A 17,128-nucleotide genomic window follows, 5' to 3' on the forward strand; every position below is an offset into this window, starting at 1 on the left:
GGTCAGCCTTTGAAAATCAGGGCCGCGCCGCCTGCTATGAACGCAAAGCCCAGCAGATGGTGCCATGTAAAGGCTTCCTTGAGGTAGAACACCGAGAACAGGCTGAAGATCACCAGCGTGATGACTTCCTGAATGGTCTTGAGCTGCGCCGCTGAATAGACCTCGTGCCCGATGCGGTTGGCCGGAACCGCGAGGCAGTATTCGATCAGAGCGATGCCCCAGCTGATGAAAATGACGGTGACGAGTGGCGTGCTGGTGAATTTCAGATGCCCGTACCAGGCGAATGTCATGAAAACGTTCGAGCCGATGAGAAGCAGGATCGGCAGGACGCTCGGCGAAATCAGTGCTGACATGGAAATGACTTCAGGGACCGGGAGGATGTTGTCGGCGGCATGGCCCGAAACCGCTGCATGGTGATAGAACAAAGGCGGCATTTTGCCAATCCTGCGCGCTGGAGCGCGTTTCACTCCGGCCGGATTATGCTCTGGTCGCTGCCCTGATTACGCCACAGCACTTAACGCGAGCGCTGACTCTTCCTTTACGCTTCCAAGCTAATATTCGTGGAACGCCATCGGTCTGGTCTCCTGAAGAAAAGGTATGGACATGAGTTCTGCGTTGTCCGCCACCGCTCCAGTCAGCCGCCAGCGCTCCCGGTTGCGAGGTCTGGCCCCGTCATTATCCCTCGCCCTGCTGGCAATCATCGCCGGTTGTTCCGGTGAAAGCGCTCCGCGCCCGCAGGCCAGTGTCGGCAATTCCGACGTGATGGTTCCCGATGCACCGATTGCAAATGCTGCCCCGGTTGTAGACGCACCCGTCATGCAGGAGCCACAGCAAGAACGCATCGTCGGGCTTGCCGAGGAGGAAGAGAACCACGTCACGCAATCCACGCAGCAGAGCCAGCCGCAATATTCCGGCGACTATGGCTTCTCAGCCCCGATTCAAAATCCGGTAACAGCAGCCGAAAACATCTATACGATGTCCAATGCGGAAACCGCCTGCCGCACGCGCCTGAAACGGCTCGGCGTCGTCTTCAAGGAAAAACCGCCGATCTATCGCAGCAGTGCCTGCCAGATCGCAAATCCCATCGAGGTGTCCGGCTTCAACAGCGGCTCCATCGCGTTCAAACCGGCGGCAACGCTGAACTGTCAGGTGACCGAGGCCTTTGCCCGCTGGATCAAAGGCGACCTGCAACCTGCCTCGCGTATGCGCTATCTGTCCGGCGTGAGCACGATCTATAATGCCGGGGGCTATTCCTGCCGCACCATGAACAGCCGTCGCGGCGCGAAAATGTCGGAACATTCACGCGGCAACGCCATCGATGTCACCAAGATCGTGCTGAACAACGGCAAGAACATCATGGTGCGCAAGCCGGGCTTCTTCGCCTTTCGCGAAAAGGGCCTGCTCAACAGCGTTCGCTCCGATGCGTGCGGCTATTTCTCGACAGTTCTCGGCCCCGGCTATAACCCGGAACATGCCGATCACTTCCATTTCGACCTGATGCAGCGTCGCAGCGGCTATCGCGCTTGTAAATAGAGCATTTCCAGTAAAAGTACGAAGCGGTTTTGCGTAGGATAATGCGTGAAAACAAATAGATAGAGCGGTTCCAACCACCGGTTTTAACCGGAACCGCTCTAAATAAGCCCGGCGCAATGCCGGGCTTGACGATACTTTATTCCTCCGGCGGCACCGGCGTCGGCTTGCCGTTTTCATCCAGAGAAACCATGACGAATTCGCCATGGGTCACGAGATCCATCTGCTGGGTCAGGTAACGCTGTGCCCAGGCTTCCACCCGCAGCGTGATCGAGCTGCGCCCAACCCGCGTAATCTCGGTATAGACGCAGAGCGCGTCACCGATCTTCACCGGCTTGGCAAAGGACATTTCACGAACCGCTGCCGTCACCACGCGGCCCTTGGCGCGTTCTGCAGCACGAATGCCGGATGCGGAGTCCATCTGCGCCATCACCCAGCCGCCGAAAATATCGAACGCCGCATTCGCATCCTTGGGCATGGCCGGAACGCGCAATGTCAGCATGCCCTTCGGCGCATTGTCAGTATTCATCGAAGTCGGTCCTTAAGTGCTTGAGAGAGTCGCCCTTTAATATGAGACAAGCCCGCCACGAAGAAAAGTACCGCATGAAGCGCTTAAACCGTTAGTGTGAAAGCCGATTTCAAGAGGTCGATATTCATTAATCATGAATTGAAATCGAAAAATCGTGATGCACGTAAATAATAATCTTCATGTTATAAGTAATTAAAGAAAGTATATTAGAGGAATGACATATGAAACTATCGGTTAAGTCCTCCATAGTTACATTAGCACTTCTTGTTTCAACGAATGCTTATGCATCATCAGCAATTGTAACATCGACAATTAATCTTCGCGTCGGCCCGGGCACCCAGTACGGAACCATCGGGGCGATCCCGAATGGCGTCGGCATTACAGTGGCTGGCTGCACCAGCGGTTATGGCTGGTGTCAGGTGACCTATGGCGGCATGACCGGCTGGGCTGCATCGAGCTACATCGCCATTCAGACAGGCAACGGCTATACGACGAACGACAATTTCGGATCGACCGCCGCAGCGGTTGGCATACCGCTCATCGCAGGCATCGCCATCGGTTCGGCACTGGCGGCCAACAGCGGCCCCTATTGGGGACCCGGCTGGGGTCCAGGCCCTTATCGCGGCTGGAACGGTGGCGGCAATGTCTATAATGGCTGCATCGGGCGTAATTGCCAGTCGAACAGGGGACCAGCACGCCCACACTGGACGGACCGTCCCGGCTGGAACGATCATCCGGGCTATCATCCCGGTTTTGGCCCCGGCTTCGGGCATGGTTTTGGCCCCGGCCCTCGCATGCGTCCCGGCGGCAGGCTGTAAAGCCGCCTCTGGAACCACACCTCCTGACAACCTTCTGTCAGGAGCATCGCCGGATAGGGTAAGGGTGCGGAGGATTTCACCTTCGCACTCTTTTCATTTGGACGCTGAAAATCCATATTGGGGACATGGCTTCCTCAAAAGACAAACACTCCCAGGATTCGCACGACAAGGCTGGCGGCTTCGGTGAAGCACCACATTCAGGTGGTTTCGGCGAAATGCCTCAGGCCGAACTTTCCGGTGCGCCCCTTTCCGGCTCCATCGCCGGCCCCATCGCCGATTGGGCGAAGGAGATCGGCGACGAGGCTGCGAAACCACGCGCGAAAAACCCAAAACAACCCAAGAAAATTCCCGAGCGCAGCAAGGAAGCGTCGCGCAGCGGGCGCGGCACATCCATGGGTGGCGCTGCATCCGCCAAGGAGCGTGCAGCGGCTGGCCTCAATCCGGTTGCCGGTCTCGACATCAGTCTGGAAGACGCTGCCGGACTGAACCCGACCGGTGCGACCGCGACAGTTCAGGCCCTGTCGGACCTGATTGCCTCCGGCAATCCGCTGTTCAAGAACGGCGAACTCTGGACGCCTCACCGCCCGGCACGTCCAGATAAATCCGAAGGCGGCATCGCCATCGAGATGGAAACCAGTTTCGAACCCTCTGGCGACCAACCAACGGCTATTCGCGATTTGCTGGAAGGGCTGGACAACGACGACCGCACGCAGGTCCTGCTCGGTGTCACCGGTTCGGGCAAGACCTTCACCATGGCGCAGGTCATCCAGCGGACGCAGCGCCCTGCCCTGATCCTGGCGCCGAACAAGACTTTGGCCGCGCAGCTTTATGGCGAGTTCAAGAGCTTCTTTCCGAACAACGCCGTCGAATATTTCGTTTCCTACTACGATTATTACCAGCCGGAAGCCTATGTGCCGCGCTCGGACACTTATATCGAGAAGGAATCGTCCATCAACGAACAGATCGACCGGATGCGCCACTCGGCCACCCGCGCGCTGCTCGAACGCGACGATGTGATTATCGTCGCTTCCGTATCGTGCATCTACGGTATCGGATCGGTCGAAACCTATACGGCCATGACCTTCGAAATGAAGATCGGGGACCGGCTCGACCAGCGCCAGCTGCTCGCCGATCTCGTGGCCCAGCAATACAAGCGGCAAGACATCAATTTCGTGCGCGGCTCGTTTCGCGTGCGCGGCGACACGATCGAATTGTTCCCGGCTCACTTGGAAGATCGCGCCTGGCGCATTTCCCTTTTCGGCGATGAGATCGAGACCATCACCGAGTTCGACCCGCTCACCGGCCAGAAGACCGGCGATCTGAAATCGGTCAAGATTTATGCGAATTCGCACTATGTGACGCCGCGTCCGACCCTCAATCAGGCGATAAAGTCGATCAAGGAAGAGCTGAAGCATCGCCTTGTCGAACTGAACAATGCCGGGCGTCTGCTGGAAGCCCAGCGCCTCGACCAGCGCACGACATTCGATCTCGAAATGCTGGAAGCAACCGGTTCCTGTGCGGGTATCGAAAACTATTCACGCTATCTGACAGGCCGCAATCCCGGCGAGCCGCCTCCGACGCTGTTCGAATATATTCCGGACAATGCGCTGGTTTTCATCGACGAAAGCCACGTCACGGTTCCGCAGATCGGCGGCATGTATCGCGGCGACTTCCGCCGCAAGGCAACGCTTGCCGAATATGGTTTCCGCCTGCCATCCTGCATGGACAATCGCCCGCTTCGTTTCGAGGAATGGGACGCCATGCGCCCGCAGACCATTGCTGTTTCGGCAACGCCGGGCGGTTGGGAAATGGAAGAAGCTGGCGGCGTGTTCGCAGAACAGGTCATCCGCCCGACCGGGCTGATCGATCCGCCGGTCGAAATCCGCCCTGCCAAGTCGCAGGTCGATGATGTACTCGGCGAAATTCGTGAAACGGCACAGAAGGGTTACCGTACATTGGTCACAGTGCTGACCAAGCGCATGGCCGAAGACCTGACGGAATATCTGCATGAACAGGGCGTGCGCGTTCGCTACATGCATTCCGATATCGACACGCTGGAACGTATCGAAATCATTCGCGATCTGCGTCTCGGCGCCTTCGATGTGCTGGTTGGCATCAACCTCCTGCGCGAAGGTCTCGACATTCCGGAATGCGGCTTCGTCGCCATTCTCGATGCCGACAAGGAAGGCTTCCTGCGCTCGGAAACCTCACTGGTTCAGACCATTGGACGTGCAGCGCGTAACGTTGACGGCAAGGTCATTCTCTACGCCGACAATATTACCGGCTCGATGCAGCGCGCGATGGATGAAACCAGCCGCCGCCGTGAGAAGCAGGTTGCCTATAATGAAGAGCACGGCATCACGCCTGCCTCGGTGAAGAAGAATATCTCGGACATCCTCGGCTCAGTTTACGAGCGCGATCATGTCCGCGCGGATATTTCGGGCTTTGCGGAAGAAGGCGCGATGATGGGCAACAATCTTGCCGCCCATCTGGAGCATCTGGAAAAGCAGATGCGCGACGCCGCTGCCGATCTCGACTTCGAAAAGGCCGCGCGCCTGCGCGACGAAATCAAGCGGCTGCGTGAGACGGAACTGGCTATTGCCGACGACCCGCTGGCACGCGAGTTTGAGGCGGGCGATGCAGGTGCAAGCCGCAACAAGGGCAAGCCCACCGGCAATTCACGTTTCCGCAAGCCGGCGCTGGATGAAATGGGCGCTGATACCACGCGCCCGCTTGGCAAGTCGTCTTTGTTCCAGAAGCCATCGCTTGACGATATGGGACCGGGCACCGACATGGCAAAACCGCTCTTCCGCAAGAACACGCTTGATGAGATGACGGTCAAGCGGACCGAAGTGCCAAGTGGCGGCGACGATGCGGCGATCCGCCGTGAGCGCGCAGGCATCGGGTCTTACGAGGACCCTGCCGAAACAGCGCGCAAGAAACGCCGCCCCGGCAAGACAGGCCGACCGGGACGGTGACCGAGATCGTTGATTATGTGTTGGAAGACTTACCGGTCTTCCAACACATCACGAACGGCCATTCGATTTTCTATATTCAGCGGCACTGCCCGCCATTCATAATGCGATAGCCTGCACGGTCGGCTTCGCAACGATTGGGGAAAGTGCGCCTGTCGTTCCCACGGCGTGCACAAACAGGCATATATTCCCGCGTGCAAGCACCCGCGCCCGGCCTGCCCGGTCTGTTGCCCTGATGCGGCGGACGCATGCCGCCTTCGCCGCCCCATCCCGGACCCGGTCTTGATGAGCACTGGCCATTTGCGATGACGCGATAGCCCTCAGCTCTTGCCTGACAGGAATTGCCGAAGGTCTTGCGCGAAGAACCGCGCGTGGCGCAGACGGGAGCATAGATCATCGGGCACATCTGCGGCTGTGACGGTCCAGGGCGAATCGGCGGACGATAATCCGGGCCGCCTTCGGCAACACAACCGGCGAGAAGCAGAGCGCCCGCAAGCACAGCCAATTGTCTGAATCGATGAAACTGCATTTTCCTCTCCCTTGTCCGGATAAATCCGATCTGTCCCGGACACTAAAATGGCGCAACCTACGATAAGAGCAAGTCTTTTCGCAAAAGTGCAAAACCTTGCAGACCATATCGACAACCCGCCCATATAGGTTACTTTGGCCGATGTTGAGGGGCGGAACAGGCAGCATGAATCGTTATCGGCACGGCATAGCATTTATCCTGGCTTCGCAGCTTTTCAGCCTGCCTTCCGGCGTGGCTGCATCCTATGCGGCGAGCGAGCCGAACCCGCCAGTCTATGCGCCGCCTTTACCGCCGGAGAAGAAAGTCCCGACCGTCGGCCGCATCTGCCAGCTCATCGGTGCCAATGCCGACATCCACGGCATCCCGCGCGACTTCTTCGCCCGGCTGATCTGGAAAGAAAGCCGGTTCGATCACAACGCGGTCAGCCCTGTCGGCGCTGAAGGCATTGCGCAGTTCATGCCTTATACTGCTAAGGAGCGTGGGCTTGCCGACCCTTTCGACATAGAACAGGCCATCCCCGCATCGGCGAGTTTCCTGCGCGACCTTAAAGGCGCTTTCGGCAATTGGGGCCTTGCAGCCGCCGCCTATAATGCAGGGGCCGGGCGTGTTTCCAGCTGGATGCGGTCCGGTGGATTTCTGCCGCTCGAAACTGAAAATTACGTGCTGGACATTACCGGCGCACCTGCCGATGACTTCGCGGCAGGCAAGGAGGTCGTGAACCGCCCGCTCGATCCCAAGCTCGCCTTCGTCGATGCCTGCAAGCGCCTGCCGATCATCCGCAGCGCCACAATTCCGATGTCGCGCGTGAAACCCAAGCCATGGGGCATTCAGGTCGCTGGCAATTTCCGCCGCAGCGCGGCGGCCAATCAATGGGTGCGCCTGCGCAAACAGTTCAGCGCCGTGCTGGCAGGCCACGACCCCGTTATCAGCCGGATACGGACGCCGATGGGACGCCGTGGCATCTATGCAGTACGCATCGGCGCTAACAGCCGCGGAGAAGCCGACAGCATCTGTGCGAAGCTGCGCGCCGCCGGTGGCGCATGCATAGTTTCGCGCAATCGATGAAAATACCAGGACATATCCGTTTAAATTCGCGATATATTAGGGTTAGCCTGTTCTATTTTGGGATTGAGTCGATGATTTTCTTGAAACAATCGTAAAAAATTCTGACGATACCGGTTCAAAGATAACCAATCATGTTCCCCCCAAAGAATTTGCTTGCCAAATACCGCTTCATAGATCAGTCTCCACCTGTTCGGGCATTTAGCGAACAAATGGAAGACTGGAAGAACGGCGCGCCGGGGCCGCTATAAGTTCCGGGTCGAAGGCTCCCCTTCGGCAATGATCGGTTCCTTCCCAATGTCGAGAACTGCCTGCATAACCCTCTGCCGGGTGTGTGGTGCGCTTGGCAGAATTTGTAATACCACTGTCTCCACAAGAGCAGTGGCGCCAAGGAAAAGGAACGGATCCCATGGCACAGACCGGACTGGTCAAATTCTTCAATACCGAAAAAGGTTTCGGTTTCATCAAGCCGGACGACGGTGGCGCTGACATCTTCGTACACATTTCTGCTGTACAGGCTTCTGGCCTCACTGGCCTCGCAGACAATCAGAAGGTTTCCTACGAGACGGAACCGGATCGTCGCGGCAAAGGCCCGAAGGCCGTGAACATCACCGTTACCGGCTGATCGTTCATAAAAGAACCTACCACTTGCCCCGGCTTTTGCCGGGGTTTTTTATTGCCGGTATGCAACCCTGAACGGATCATCATTCAGGCGCGAAATATTACAGATGCTGCAAGTAATTGACCGGAAACTGACAGCTTTCCATCGCCCTTCACCATTGTTCAGCCTCCATTCATGTCGAAACAGTTAATTAGTTATTCATAAACGATACGTGTGTGCCCGTTCGGCGAGCGTATCGGAGAAATTACAGTCGAGCTTCTGAAGGAGCGAACAATGAACCGATTTGCGAAAACAGCCATTCTGGCAGCGGCATCCCTTGCGGCTGTTGCCGCACCGCTTGCAACAGCATCGGCAGATTCCTGGGGCCGCCATGGCTGGGATCGTGGCGGCTGGGATCGACCCTACTACCGCGACCGGCATCGCAACCATGGCGACGCCGTTGCCGCAGGTGTGATCGGTCTTGCAGCAGGTGCCCTCATCGGCAGCGCGCTGAGCCAGCCGCAACCGACCTACGTGCAGCCTGCCCCGGTCTATGCACCGCCTCCGCCGCCGCCAGCTTATTACCCGGCAGCCCCGGCTCGTCAGGCGACTTATTATCGCTCAAGCTATGAGCCATGGAGCCGTGGCTGGTACCAGTATTGCGCCGACCGTTACCGGTCATTCAATCCGAATACCGGCACCTATCGCGGTTATGACGGACGCGATCACTTCTGCTCCGCAAATTAAAGCACATCCCGAAAAGTGTGAAACGGTTTTCGGATAAGATGCGCGCCAAAACAAGTGATTAGAGCACCGATCTGCTTCAACCAGATCGGTGCTCCAAAGCAAACCATCCCGATGAAAAGCCGCCTTTAAAGGCGGCTTTTTTTTATGCATATCCGATGTCGTTCAAAAATGGATTGGAGCGCCGTTCATCACCGAACCTACCGCCGGGACCATGCCCGCAAATGAAACCGATATCGTCCCCGAGCGGCAGCAGCTTTTTCTTGATGGAGCGAATCAGCGCCGCGTGATCACCGCCTGGCAGATCAGTGCGCCCGACCGAGCCGTTGAAAAGCACATCACCGACTATCGCAAACCGCGCTTCGGGGTTGAAGAACACGACGTGCCCCGGCGCATGGCCCGGCGTGTGGAAGACGTCGAATTCATGCCCGGCGACGGAAACCTTGTCACCTTCGTCCAGCCAGCGGTCCGGCGTAACATTGCGCACGCCTTCAGTGATGCCATATTTTAGGCCGGTCGCTTCCAGATTATCGAGCAGGAACTTATCATCCCTGTGCGGGCCGATAATGTCCACATTCAGGGCTTCCTTGAGATCAAGGGCTGCCGCAGCATGATCGATATGGCCATGCGTGATCCAGATGGCCTCGACATCGATCCCTTGGGAATCAATCGCCTCGCGGATGCGATCCAGGTCACCGCCCGGATCGATCACGACACCCTTCTTGGTCTCGCCATCGAACAGAATGGTGCAATTCTGCTGGAAAGGCGTGACGGGAACGATGATGGCCTGCAATTGCCCCATAGTCTTACTCCACTTGAATAAATAGCGGTCCGGAAGGTGCTTTCTGACACAGAGATAGTGTCCTGTGCCCGTCAGGTGAAGCTTTAAATAGATACGGGCGGCTGATAGCCGCCCGTTTTCCCTCTCCAGGATTGTCCGAGGCGCTTTCTCCGAAAACCGTTTCACGGTTTCCGGGATAGGCCCGACAGTTCGTCTTACCGGTTGTCCCCACAACCATGCGGTCTCCAGAGCGCGTTTCGATCTGATTGAATCAGACCGGCGCTCCAACTGTTTGCTTTCACGCACATGTTACCCGATCGAAGCGGGATCAGAAATCAGTCCAGTGGACTGATTTCCCTGCGTAGGCGTTTCACACTTCTCGGGATGTCTTAGTGCGTCAGGCCTTGGCGGCCATCGCGTTCTTGATCAGGCCGACAACGGCCGTGAGCACGATACCGCCAATGCCGCCGCCTGCCAGCTGACCAACAACACCGTTGAGAACGGAATCGAGGCCACCGCCAGACAACATCGGAAGCAGCTGCCCGAGGATGACACCACCGATGCCGCCTGCCACCGTGTTACCCGTGGTGCCCAGACTGATATTCTTCACTGCTCCGGCGATGTTGCCACCAACCGCGCCAGCCACAAGCTGGAGAATGATAGGTAGTAGAGATTCCATAATCGTCACCCCATCTGAGTTTTAAACCGGAGTAGCGCGACTCCGGTAAAAAAATCTTGTGCCGAAACTTTCCAATGTCAAACAATAAGCGACGGAATAACAAAAAAGCGGCCCTAAGACCGCTCTTTTTCTGTTTAAAACTTGGTTCGGCACCTACTATTCGGCTGCCGCCCGCTTTGGCTGAACTTCCGCAGAATAGTCATTCATTAGAACATTTGTAATTTCGGAAGGTTTGAAACGGTATTGACCGATCTCGGATACCGGCGTCACTTCCGCTGCTGTTCCGCACAGGAAGCATTCGGAGAAACCGGCAAGTTCTTCCGGCATGATTGCCCGCTCGATGACTTCAATGCCGCGGCGCTTGGCAAGATCAATGACCGTGCGACGCGTAATACCGTCAAGGAAGCAGTCAGGCTTCGGCGTATGCAGTGCGCCGTCCTTCACGAAGAAGACGTTTGCACCGGTTGCTTCCGCAACCTGTCCGCGCCAGTCGAGCATCAATGCATCGGCATAGCCCTTGGCTTCGGCGGCGTGCTTGGAGATCGTGCAGATCATATAGAGACCGGCAGCCTTCGAGCGCGAGGGCGCAGTGCGCGGGTCCGGGCGGCAATATTCAGCGATATCGAGCCGGATGCCCTTCATCTTTTCTTCGGGCGAGAAATAGCTCGGCCATTGCCAGATGGCGATGGCAAGATGAATGCGGTTGTTCTGCGCCGAGACCCCCAGTGACTCCGAACCGCGCCAGGCAATCGGGCGAACATAGGCGTCTTCAAAACCCTGCTTCTTCAGAAGCTCGCGGCAGGCATCGTTGATTTCTGCAACGCTGAAAGGAATCTCGAAACCGAGAATGCGTGCAGATTCATGCAGGCGTTCGGTATGCTCATTGAGCTTGAAGATCTCGCCGCCATAGGCGCGTTCGCCTTCAAACACGGCGCTCGCATAATGCAGACCATGGGTCAGCACGTGGATTTTTGCATCTTTCCAGTCGACGAATTCTCCGTCCAGCCAGATAAATCCGTCCCGTTGATCGAATGGAATCGCAGCCATTTTCTTGCTCCTAAATATTTCATCGAGCATTTCTTTTTTCAGGATGAAACCTTGGAAATGCCCTGTCTATGCATTTTGACGCGCATCCCGAAAATCGCCTCATACTTTTCGGGATGCGCCTCAGCAGCGCTGTCTCGATCTGGTTTCAGGTCGACTTCAGACCAGATAAACTTCTCCGCATCCCGTCTTCCCCAGCTAAATCGATATAACTGGTGAGACGGCCACCTTTTCCTGCGTAATTGCTGGCCTTTTTGTTCAAAATGCTTTGAGGTCACGCAAACATATTGCGCGAATCCCAGGCGGAGCATGCATGGAAAGAAAATAAATCCTCCACAGGGTTCGAATATTGCGACAACCATTCCATCACCAACCCATTGAGACGGTGGCGGGTAGCCCGTTAGCGCAATTATTCCTCCTCCTTGCACGTATCAGCGCAAACATTATTCCAAAAAAGCCAGCTCACACTTATCGAAAATTATCTGGGCGATTGAATTATGTCAATAATGCTGACATATTTAACGCAACAGAACGGAGCACAGATGTGAATTCGACGAACGATATGAATTATATAAGCAATCCGTTGACGGCTGAGGAGGCGGCCGACCTCAACGTGATCGAACTACTGTTTTTTTCCTATCGCGACTTTACCGCCGACCCTGATCTTATTCTGGAAAAGATCGGATTCGGGCGGGCGCATCACCGTGTTCTCTACTTCATCAACCGAAAGCCCGGCATGACGGTTGCCGAGCTGCTGGAGGTCCTGCGGATCACCAAGCAGAGCCTGTCGCGCGTGCTTAAACAGTTGATCGATACGGGGCATGTGGTTCAGGCCACCGGCCTTCACGACCGCCGCCACCGCAAGCTTTATCCGACCAAGAGCGGCCGCCAGCTCACGCTTGCCCTCGCCCTTCCGCAGTCACGACGCATCGCACGTGCACTGGAGGACTGTGCGCCGCAGGACCGGGAAGTCATCGAGCGCTTCCTCTATAATATGGTCAACCCCGAGCGGCGCGCCCAGATCGACGAGTTTTCTGCCGAAGATAGTTCGACCAGACATCTCTGAACCGAGTGACACTGGGCTTGAGTGTTACGTCTAGTTGCACAAAGTGTCTGAATAAAAAAACGTCAGGCCGTGGCGAAAATGGTGGGTTTCGAGAACCGGAGCGCAGTGTACTGCTAAGCATAGTCCCGAAAAGTTGTAGACTTTTCGGATAAGATTATGCGTCTGAGCAAGTACATGAGCACCGGAAGCGCAGAAAAACGCTGTTTGCGAGCCAAGGTATGGCGACTTTTGGATCAGACAATAAGTGCTTGTATAAAAACAGGTCCACGCAGGCAGTGAATGGACGTGCCGCATTCCAGTCGATAATATGTGCACCAAAGCATCGGGCATAAGCTGGAATGCTGAAGTAAAATTATCGGAATGGGATCGAAAGACGCCATGGCTGTAGAAGAAGAAAAGACGCTCTCGGACGACGCGCCACATCTCCTCGTCGTTGACGACGATACGCGTATCCGCAGCCTTCTCTCACAATATCTGACCAATAGCGGATTCCGTGTCACCATGGCTGGAAGCGCTGCCGAAGCGCGCCGCAAACTGGAAGGCATCGATTTCGATCTGCTGATCCTCGACGTCATGATGCCGGGAGAAACCGGCGTTTCGCTGACGCGATCGCTGCGCGAGCAGAAGAACGTCCCCATCCTGATGCTGACGGCATTGTCGGAAACCGACAGCCGCATCGACGGTCTGGCTGCCGGAGCGGACGATTATCTGCCCAAGCCGTTCGATCCCCGCGAGCTGACGCTTCGCATCAACAATATCCTGCGCCGCGGCGCGCCACCCGCACAGCCGAAGATCGAGCAGATCGTGTTCGGCCCCTATACTTTCTTCATCCCGCGCCGCGAGCTGAAAAAGGGTACGGAAACCATCAAGCTGACGGATCGTGAGCAGGATATCATGGCGATTTTCGCCGAGCGTGCCGGCGAGACGATCCCCCGCCATGAGCTGACCGGTCAGGATGGCGATGTCGGTGAACGCACGATCGACGTCCAGATCAATCGCCTTCGCCGCAAGATCGAGCAGGACCCGGCCAATCCGGTCTGGCTCCAGACCGTGCGCGGTATCGGCTACAAGCTCAGCATCGAATAGCAACCATCGGCAATCAGGAATATCGCGATCAGAAAATGGTGTTTTCTCAAAACGCAGGGCGGCATGTACCAAAGGTGCAGCCGCAATGTTGTTCATGGAAAACGCCATTTGCAGACAGCAATATTTCCGGAAGCGTTTTTCGAGCCAAAAAGTGTGAAGCGGCTTTGCGACAAAATAAGTCTTTTGAGCGCAACCACAGGGTACTGAGGGACGTTTTAACACGATGAAATCGCCCTTGAGAAAATTCTCCCGCTGGTTGGCGCGCATCATGCCGAAGGGGCTTTATGCGCGTTCGCTCATCATCATCATTGCCCCGATGGTTCTGCTCCAGTCCGTGATCGCCTATGTGTTCATGGAGCGTCACTGGCAGATGGTGACCGAACGACTGTCGACCGCCGTTGTGCGCGATATTGCAGGCATCATCGACATTCTCGAAACCTATCCGCAGGAACCGGGCTACGACAATCTCATCCGCATCGCGCAGCAGCGGCTGGCGCTGAACATTTCGATCCTGCCGCCCGATCCGCTGCCACCTCCCGGGCCAAAGCCCTTTTTCGCCATTCTCGATTACTTCCTGAGTGAAGAGATCACCCGCCAGATCAATCGCCCCTTCTGGGTCGATACGGTGGGCGATTCCGATCTTATCGAAATCCGCATCAAGCTGGAGGACAAGGTGTTGCGCGTCTTTGCGCGGCGCAGCCAGGCCTATGCATCCAATACAGGCATCTTCCTGACGTGGATGGTGGGCACCGCGCTCGTTCTGCTGATCATCGCCATCGCATTCCTGCGCAACCAGATCAAGCCGATCCAGCAGCTTGCCGAGGCCGCAGAGAGTTTCGGCAAGGGGCGACCAATGCCGGAAGGGTTCCATCCGCGCGGAGCCGAGGAAGTGCGCCGTGCAGGCATCGCTTTTATTCAGATGCGCTCGCGCATCGAACGCCAGATCGAGCAGCGCACGGCCATGCTTTCCGGCGTCAGCCACGATCTGCGCACCATTCTGACCCGTTTCAAGCTGCAGCTTGCGCTGGCTGGCCACTCGATCGACACCGAGCCGCTCAATCAGGATATTGCCGACATGCAGACGATGCTCGAAGGCTATCTCGCCTTTGCGCGCGGCGAAGGTTCGGAGGAAACCGCAAGCTACGATGTCACGAGGCTTTGCGAAAAACTGGAGCATGAAGCACGCCTGCGCGAGCGCGGCTTCAAGTATCATATTGAAGGCGACAGCGAGGTCCATGTGCGTCCGAACGCCTTCTCGCGGCTGGTCAGCAATCTCGTCTCGAACGCCTTCCGTCATGCGCAGAATGTCGAGCTGTCGATTTCGCATGTTGAAGGCTGGCTGAAAGTCGTTGTGGACGATGACGGGCCGGGTATTCCGGAAGACCGCCGCGAAGACGTCTTCAAGCCTTTCGTCCGGCTGGATGAAGCGCGAACGCAGGATTCGGGCGGCACAGGCGGGCTGGGTCTTGCTATTGCACGCGATATTGCACGCAGCCACGGTGGCGACATTACGCTGGAAGACGCTCCGACCGGCGGCCTGCGCGCGACCATCCATATTCCGGCTTAAAGCGTTCTGGCCCCGTCAAATGCACGGCTGCACGTCAAGGCAGAGCGATCCGACAACGGAGTTCCATACTTCCAACGCTATTCTTTTCCCTCATCCTGAGGAGCCGTTGAAAACGGCATCTCGAAGGGCGAGGGAAAACGCACGGTGCTTGCCCTCGTCCTTCGAGATGGCTCTTTCGCAAGCTCAGGAGCCTCCTCAGGATGAGGGAGAAACGCGCTTGCTTAACGCGAAATCATCCGCTCTCAATAAAGCTTGCCACCATTCGGCACGGGCTTGTCGATTGCAGCGAGAACCACTTCGCCATCTTCGTCCGGCATGCCGAGTGTCAGCACTTCCGACATGAAGGGCCCGATCTGTCGTGGCGGGAAGTTCACGACTGCCATGATCTGTTTGCCGACCAGCTCTTCCGGCGTGTAGTGCCTGGTGATCTGGGCTGACGACTTCTTGATGCCGATCTTTTCACCAAAATCGATCTTCAGCTTGAAGGCAGGCTTGCGGGCTTCGGGAAATGGCACAGCTTCCACGATGGTTCCGCTGCGGATATCGACCTGTTCGAAATCTGCCCAGGTGATAGTGGTTGCTTCGCTCATTTTTTCACTCCCCGGCCCGCGCTCCCGGCCTCGCAGAAAACCCGGCGCGAGCGCCGGGCCAAAATTCAACTGATTTATAGTCAGGCGCGACCGACGGTCTCGAACACCACGCATTCAAGCGCTTCACGCGCCGTAACACCCGACCAGACCACAAACTGGAAGGCCTGGAAATAGGCTTCGCAAGCTTCCAGCGCCGCCGAAAGCAGCACTTCCACCTGACGGCTCGTCGGTTCCGCACCACCTGCCAGCAGCAGCGACTGGCGATACATGATCGCGCCTTCCTGCTGCCAGAGATCGAAATGGCCCATCAGAAGCTTTTCATTGATGAGCGACAGCAGGCGCATCACTTCGTTCACACGTGGCTCGGCCACCTTGATGTCGAATGCGCAGGCCAGATGCAGCGCCTCGAAATCCTCCATCCAGGAAAACGAGATGTGATAGTCAGTCCAGTTGCCCGCAACCGAAATTGCGATTTCGTCGTCGCCAGTCCGCTCGAACGTCCAGTCGTTTGAATGCGCGACCTGTTCGATCACATCCACCGGATGTGCCTCACGTGCGAATTCAAGCTCAAGAAGGCTCATGTCCGTTTCCTGTTCTGGGAACCATCTGCCCCCAGATGTTTCCTAATTCCCGGCGCGCAAGTCATTGCTCGCCCGTGCCGGCCACCGCGCAAGAACAAGCGCAGGAAAACAGGCACGAATTGATCGGTTGAGGAACCGGCATGCACGACGGCATGCAAGCGCCTCAATGGCACACGCACATACGCAACTGATACTGGAAAGCAGCCTGAAAGACGCGAAACCTGACACTCAGCCCCTCGCCGCCGCCTACATGACCGCGTTACGAATCATGTAGTGTTTTCAGTCTATTGATGCTGAATCTGAACGCCAGCCCCTTTTGAACAAAGAGCCGTGAAAGCATGTGGAAATATACGAGGGACCGACCGCGACCCTTGCCTTAACCGACTCTAAGACAAGGGTTTTTGCCACTTGCGGCCTGTTAATAAATATTCAGGGATTATTTTTGGATTTTGCCGAAGATGAAGCTGATTTTGCCGATTTGGCTTCAGAATCAACTTCGAATTTCGCAAGACGTGCTTCGAGAGCTTCGATTCTTGCCAGCAACGCGCTGTTTTCCGCACGCGCCTTGATTGCCATTTCACGAACGGCTTCGAAGTCTTCGCGCTGCACGACATCGAGTGTGTTCAGCACGCGTTCTCCTTGCGAACGCAACGCCGTTTCCACTTCACGGCGCACGCCCTGGGCAGCGCCTGCCGCATCCGTCACAAGCTTGGCGAGTTCATCAAGAACCCGGTTCTGTCCGCTGGTCATGGCAATCATTCCTTATTTCCAGGTGAGACCTGTTGAAAACATAAATTTGAAATAGGGCCGTCTCAGTTCCGATGCAAGCGCAGCTATAGAAAGTGATCAGGTTCGGCGCACTTGAATCAAAACCACGGGCCACGCGAAAATGACGGCGACCGGAAACCGGAAGCGCCACTAGCGAATGTACTTAAGGCTACCTTAA

General features: G+C 56.5%; 19 protein-coding genes. 9 read left to right on the forward strand and 10 right to left on the reverse strand.

All coding sequences use genetic code 11. From position 1 onward, the window contains the following. Nucleotides 1-2: 2 nt before the first annotated feature. On the reverse strand, nucleotides 3-353 hold the full coding sequence (locus tag FG152_RS11745) for a DMT family protein (RefSeq protein ID WP_010659644.1): 351 nt from the start codon (nucleotides 351-353) through the stop codon (nucleotides 3-5). A gap of 250 nt (nucleotides 354-603) precedes the next feature. On the opposite strand from FG152_RS11745, the gene FG152_RS11750 reads away from it, so the two are divergent. Then, on the forward strand, nucleotides 604-1,533 hold the full coding sequence (locus FG152_RS11750; protein ID WP_010659643.1) for an extensin-like domain-containing protein: 930 nt from the start codon (nucleotides 604-606) through the stop codon (nucleotides 1,531-1,533). Between the two features lie 136 nt (nucleotides 1,534-1,669). Here FG152_RS11750 and FG152_RS11755 read toward each other — a convergent pair whose 3' ends face one another. After that, nucleotides 1,670-2,059: an acyl-CoA thioesterase gene (locus tag FG152_RS11755; RefSeq protein WP_010659642.1), complete on the reverse strand. Its 390-nt coding sequence runs from the start codon at nucleotides 2,057-2,059 to the stop codon at nucleotides 1,670-1,672. A gap of 221 nt (nucleotides 2,060-2,280) precedes the next feature. Between FG152_RS11755 and FG152_RS11760 the strand changes: the two genes are divergently transcribed. Both FG152_RS11760 and uvrB read left to right on the forward strand, forming a co-directional pair. After that, a complete protein-coding gene (locus FG152_RS11760) occupies nucleotides 2,281-2,877 on the forward strand; it encodes an SH3 domain-containing protein (RefSeq protein ID WP_010659641.1) in 597 nt (198 codons plus the stop codon). A 215-nt stretch (nucleotides 2,878-3,092) separates the two neighbouring features. Next, nucleotides 3,093-5,855 carry an excinuclease ABC subunit UvrB gene (uvrB, locus tag FG152_RS11765; protein WP_376749532.1) on the forward strand — a complete coding sequence of 921 codons (2,763 nt, stop codon included), beginning with the start codon at nucleotides 3,093-3,095 and terminating at the stop codon, nucleotides 5,853-5,855. Nucleotides 5,856-5,931: 76 nt separating this feature from the next. On the opposite strand, the gene FG152_RS11770 is transcribed toward uvrB, so the two are convergent. After that, nucleotides 5,932-6,381: a Kazal-type serine protease inhibitor family protein gene (locus tag FG152_RS11770; protein ID WP_010659639.1), complete on the reverse strand. Its 450-nt coding sequence runs from the start codon at nucleotides 6,379-6,381 to the stop codon at nucleotides 5,932-5,934. A gap of 165 nt (nucleotides 6,382-6,546) precedes the next feature. On the opposite strand from FG152_RS11770, the gene FG152_RS11775 reads away from it, so the two are divergent. From FG152_RS11775 to FG152_RS11785, 3 genes are all read left to right on the forward strand, one after another. Continuing rightward, entirely contained in the window at nucleotides 6,547-7,446 is a 900-nt protein-coding gene (locus tag FG152_RS11775; RefSeq protein ID WP_010659638.1) for an SPOR domain-containing protein, read from the forward strand. A 406-nt stretch (nucleotides 7,447-7,852) separates the two neighbouring features. Next, on the forward strand, nucleotides 7,853-8,068 hold the full coding sequence (locus tag FG152_RS11780; RefSeq protein ID WP_010659637.1) for a cold-shock protein: 216 nt from the start codon (nucleotides 7,853-7,855) through the stop codon (nucleotides 8,066-8,068). A 270-nt stretch (nucleotides 8,069-8,338) separates the two neighbouring features. Next, nucleotides 8,339-8,791 (forward strand): BA14K family protein, encoded by a 453-nt coding sequence (locus FG152_RS11785; RefSeq protein WP_010659636.1) that lies wholly within the window; start codon nucleotides 8,339-8,341, stop codon nucleotides 8,789-8,791. Between the two features lie 142 nt (nucleotides 8,792-8,933). Here the strand turns inward: FG152_RS11785 and FG152_RS11790 are convergent, their stop codons facing one another. From FG152_RS11790 to FG152_RS11805, 4 genes are all read right to left on the reverse strand, one after another. Beyond that, on the reverse strand, nucleotides 8,934-9,590 hold the full coding sequence (locus FG152_RS11790; protein WP_010659635.1) for an MBL fold metallo-hydrolase: 657 nt from the start codon (nucleotides 9,588-9,590) through the stop codon (nucleotides 8,934-8,936). 376 nt (nucleotides 9,591-9,966) lie between these two features. After that, complete coding sequence (locus tag FG152_RS11795) at nucleotides 9,967-10,248, reverse strand: hypothetical protein (protein WP_010659634.1); 282 nt, start codon at nucleotides 10,246-10,248, stop codon at nucleotides 9,967-9,969. Nucleotides 10,249-10,404: 156 nt separating this feature from the next. Then, nucleotides 10,405-11,295 (reverse strand): branched-chain amino acid aminotransferase, encoded by an 891-nt coding sequence (locus tag FG152_RS11800; RefSeq protein WP_010659633.1) that lies wholly within the window; start codon nucleotides 11,293-11,295, stop codon nucleotides 10,405-10,407. 38 nt (nucleotides 11,296-11,333) lie between these two features. Continuing rightward, on the reverse strand, nucleotides 11,334-11,654 hold the full coding sequence (locus FG152_RS11805) for a hypothetical protein (protein WP_162998230.1): 321 nt from the start codon (nucleotides 11,652-11,654) through the stop codon (nucleotides 11,334-11,336). Between the two features lie 182 nt (nucleotides 11,655-11,836). On the opposite strand from FG152_RS11805, the gene FG152_RS11810 reads away from it, so the two are divergent. The 3 genes from FG152_RS11810 to FG152_RS11820 all read left to right on the forward strand — a co-directional run bounded on the left by FG152_RS11810 (nucleotide 11,837) and on the right by FG152_RS11820 (nucleotide 15,011). Continuing rightward, entirely contained in the window at nucleotides 11,837-12,358 is a 522-nt protein-coding gene (locus FG152_RS11810; protein ID WP_010659631.1) for a MarR family winged helix-turn-helix transcriptional regulator, read from the forward strand. A 378-nt stretch (nucleotides 12,359-12,736) separates the two neighbouring features. After that, a complete protein-coding gene (locus FG152_RS11815) occupies nucleotides 12,737-13,444 on the forward strand; it encodes a response regulator (RefSeq protein WP_012091674.1) in 708 nt (235 codons plus the stop codon). A 223-nt stretch (nucleotides 13,445-13,667) separates the two neighbouring features. Continuing rightward, on the forward strand, nucleotides 13,668-15,011 hold the full coding sequence (locus FG152_RS11820; protein WP_010659629.1) for an ATP-binding protein: 1,344 nt from the start codon (nucleotides 13,668-13,670) through the stop codon (nucleotides 15,009-15,011). A gap of 242 nt (nucleotides 15,012-15,253) precedes the next feature. Here the strand turns inward: FG152_RS11820 and FG152_RS11825 are convergent, their stop codons facing one another. The 3 genes from FG152_RS11825 to FG152_RS11835 form a co-directional block, all read right to left on the reverse strand. Next, nucleotides 15,254-15,601 (reverse strand): tRNA-binding protein, encoded by a 348-nt coding sequence (locus FG152_RS11825; protein WP_010659628.1) that lies wholly within the window; start codon nucleotides 15,599-15,601, stop codon nucleotides 15,254-15,256. An 80-nt stretch (nucleotides 15,602-15,681) separates the two neighbouring features. Beyond that, nucleotides 15,682-16,182, reverse strand: a complete 501-nt coding sequence (locus FG152_RS11830; protein ID WP_010659627.1) for a type III secretion system chaperone family protein — start codon at nucleotides 16,180-16,182, stop codon at nucleotides 15,682-15,684. 429 nt (nucleotides 16,183-16,611) lie between these two features. Then, nucleotides 16,612-16,932, reverse strand: coding sequence for an accessory factor UbiK family protein (locus tag FG152_RS11835; protein ID WP_010659626.1), 321 nt, complete (start codon nucleotides 16,930-16,932; stop codon nucleotides 16,612-16,614). Nucleotides 16,933-17,128: the final 196 nt, after the last annotated feature.

Origin of the sequence: Ochrobactrum sp. XJ1 (assembly GCF_024701725.1) — a bacterium.
In the GTDB taxonomy this organism is placed as follows: Bacteria; Pseudomonadota; Alphaproteobacteria; order Rhizobiales; family Rhizobiaceae; genus Brucella; species Brucella anthropi.

Excerpts from the sequence above, each read along its gene's own strand:
- FG152_RS11745 (WP_010659644.1), bottom strand. The coding sequence starts at position 353 with ATGTCAGCACTGATTTCGCCGAGCGTCCTGCCGATCCTGCTTCTCATC.
- FG152_RS11750 (WP_010659643.1), top strand. The coding sequence starts at position 604 with ATGAGTTCTGCGTTGTCCGCCACCGCTCCAGTCAGCCGCCAGCGCTCC.
- FG152_RS11755 (WP_010659642.1), bottom strand. The coding sequence starts at position 2,059 with ATGAATACTGACAATGCGCCGAAGGGCATGCTGACATTGCGCGTTCCG.
- FG152_RS11760 (WP_010659641.1), top strand. The coding sequence starts at position 2,281 with ATGAAACTATCGGTTAAGTCCTCCATAGTTACATTAGCACTTCTTGTT.
- uvrB (WP_376749532.1), top strand. The coding sequence starts at position 3,093 with ATGCCTCAGGCCGAACTTTCCGGTGCGCCCCTTTCCGGCTCCATCGCC.
- FG152_RS11770 (WP_010659639.1), bottom strand. The coding sequence starts at position 6,381 with ATGCAGTTTCATCGATTCAGACAATTGGCTGTGCTTGCGGGCGCTCTG.
- FG152_RS11775 (WP_010659638.1), top strand. The coding sequence starts at position 6,547 with ATGAATCGTTATCGGCACGGCATAGCATTTATCCTGGCTTCGCAGCTT.
- FG152_RS11780 (WP_010659637.1), top strand. The coding sequence starts at position 7,853 with ATGGCACAGACCGGACTGGTCAAATTCTTCAATACCGAAAAAGGTTTC.
- FG152_RS11785 (WP_010659636.1), top strand. The coding sequence starts at position 8,339 with ATGAACCGATTTGCGAAAACAGCCATTCTGGCAGCGGCATCCCTTGCG.
- FG152_RS11790 (WP_010659635.1), bottom strand. The coding sequence starts at position 9,590 with ATGGGGCAATTGCAGGCCATCATCGTTCCCGTCACGCCTTTCCAGCAG.
- FG152_RS11795 (WP_010659634.1), bottom strand. The coding sequence starts at position 10,248 with ATGGAATCTCTACTACCTATCATTCTCCAGCTTGTGGCTGGCGCGGTT.
- FG152_RS11800 (WP_010659633.1), bottom strand. The coding sequence starts at position 11,295 with ATGGCTGCGATTCCATTCGATCAACGGGACGGATTTATCTGGCTGGAC.
- FG152_RS11805 (WP_162998230.1), bottom strand. The coding sequence starts at position 11,654 with ATGGTTGTCGCAATATTCGAACCCTGTGGAGGATTTATTTTCTTTCCA.
- FG152_RS11815 (WP_012091674.1), top strand. The coding sequence starts at position 12,737 with ATGGCTGTAGAAGAAGAAAAGACGCTCTCGGACGACGCGCCACATCTC.
- FG152_RS11820 (WP_010659629.1), top strand. The coding sequence starts at position 13,668 with ATGAAATCGCCCTTGAGAAAATTCTCCCGCTGGTTGGCGCGCATCATG.
- FG152_RS11825 (WP_010659628.1), bottom strand. The coding sequence starts at position 15,601 with ATGAGCGAAGCAACCACTATCACCTGGGCAGATTTCGAACAGGTCGAT.
- FG152_RS11830 (WP_010659627.1), bottom strand. The coding sequence starts at position 16,182 with ATGAGCCTTCTTGAGCTTGAATTCGCACGTGAGGCACATCCGGTGGAT.
- FG152_RS11835 (WP_010659626.1), bottom strand. The coding sequence starts at position 16,932 with ATGACCAGCGGACAGAACCGGGTTCTTGATGAACTCGCCAAGCTTGTG.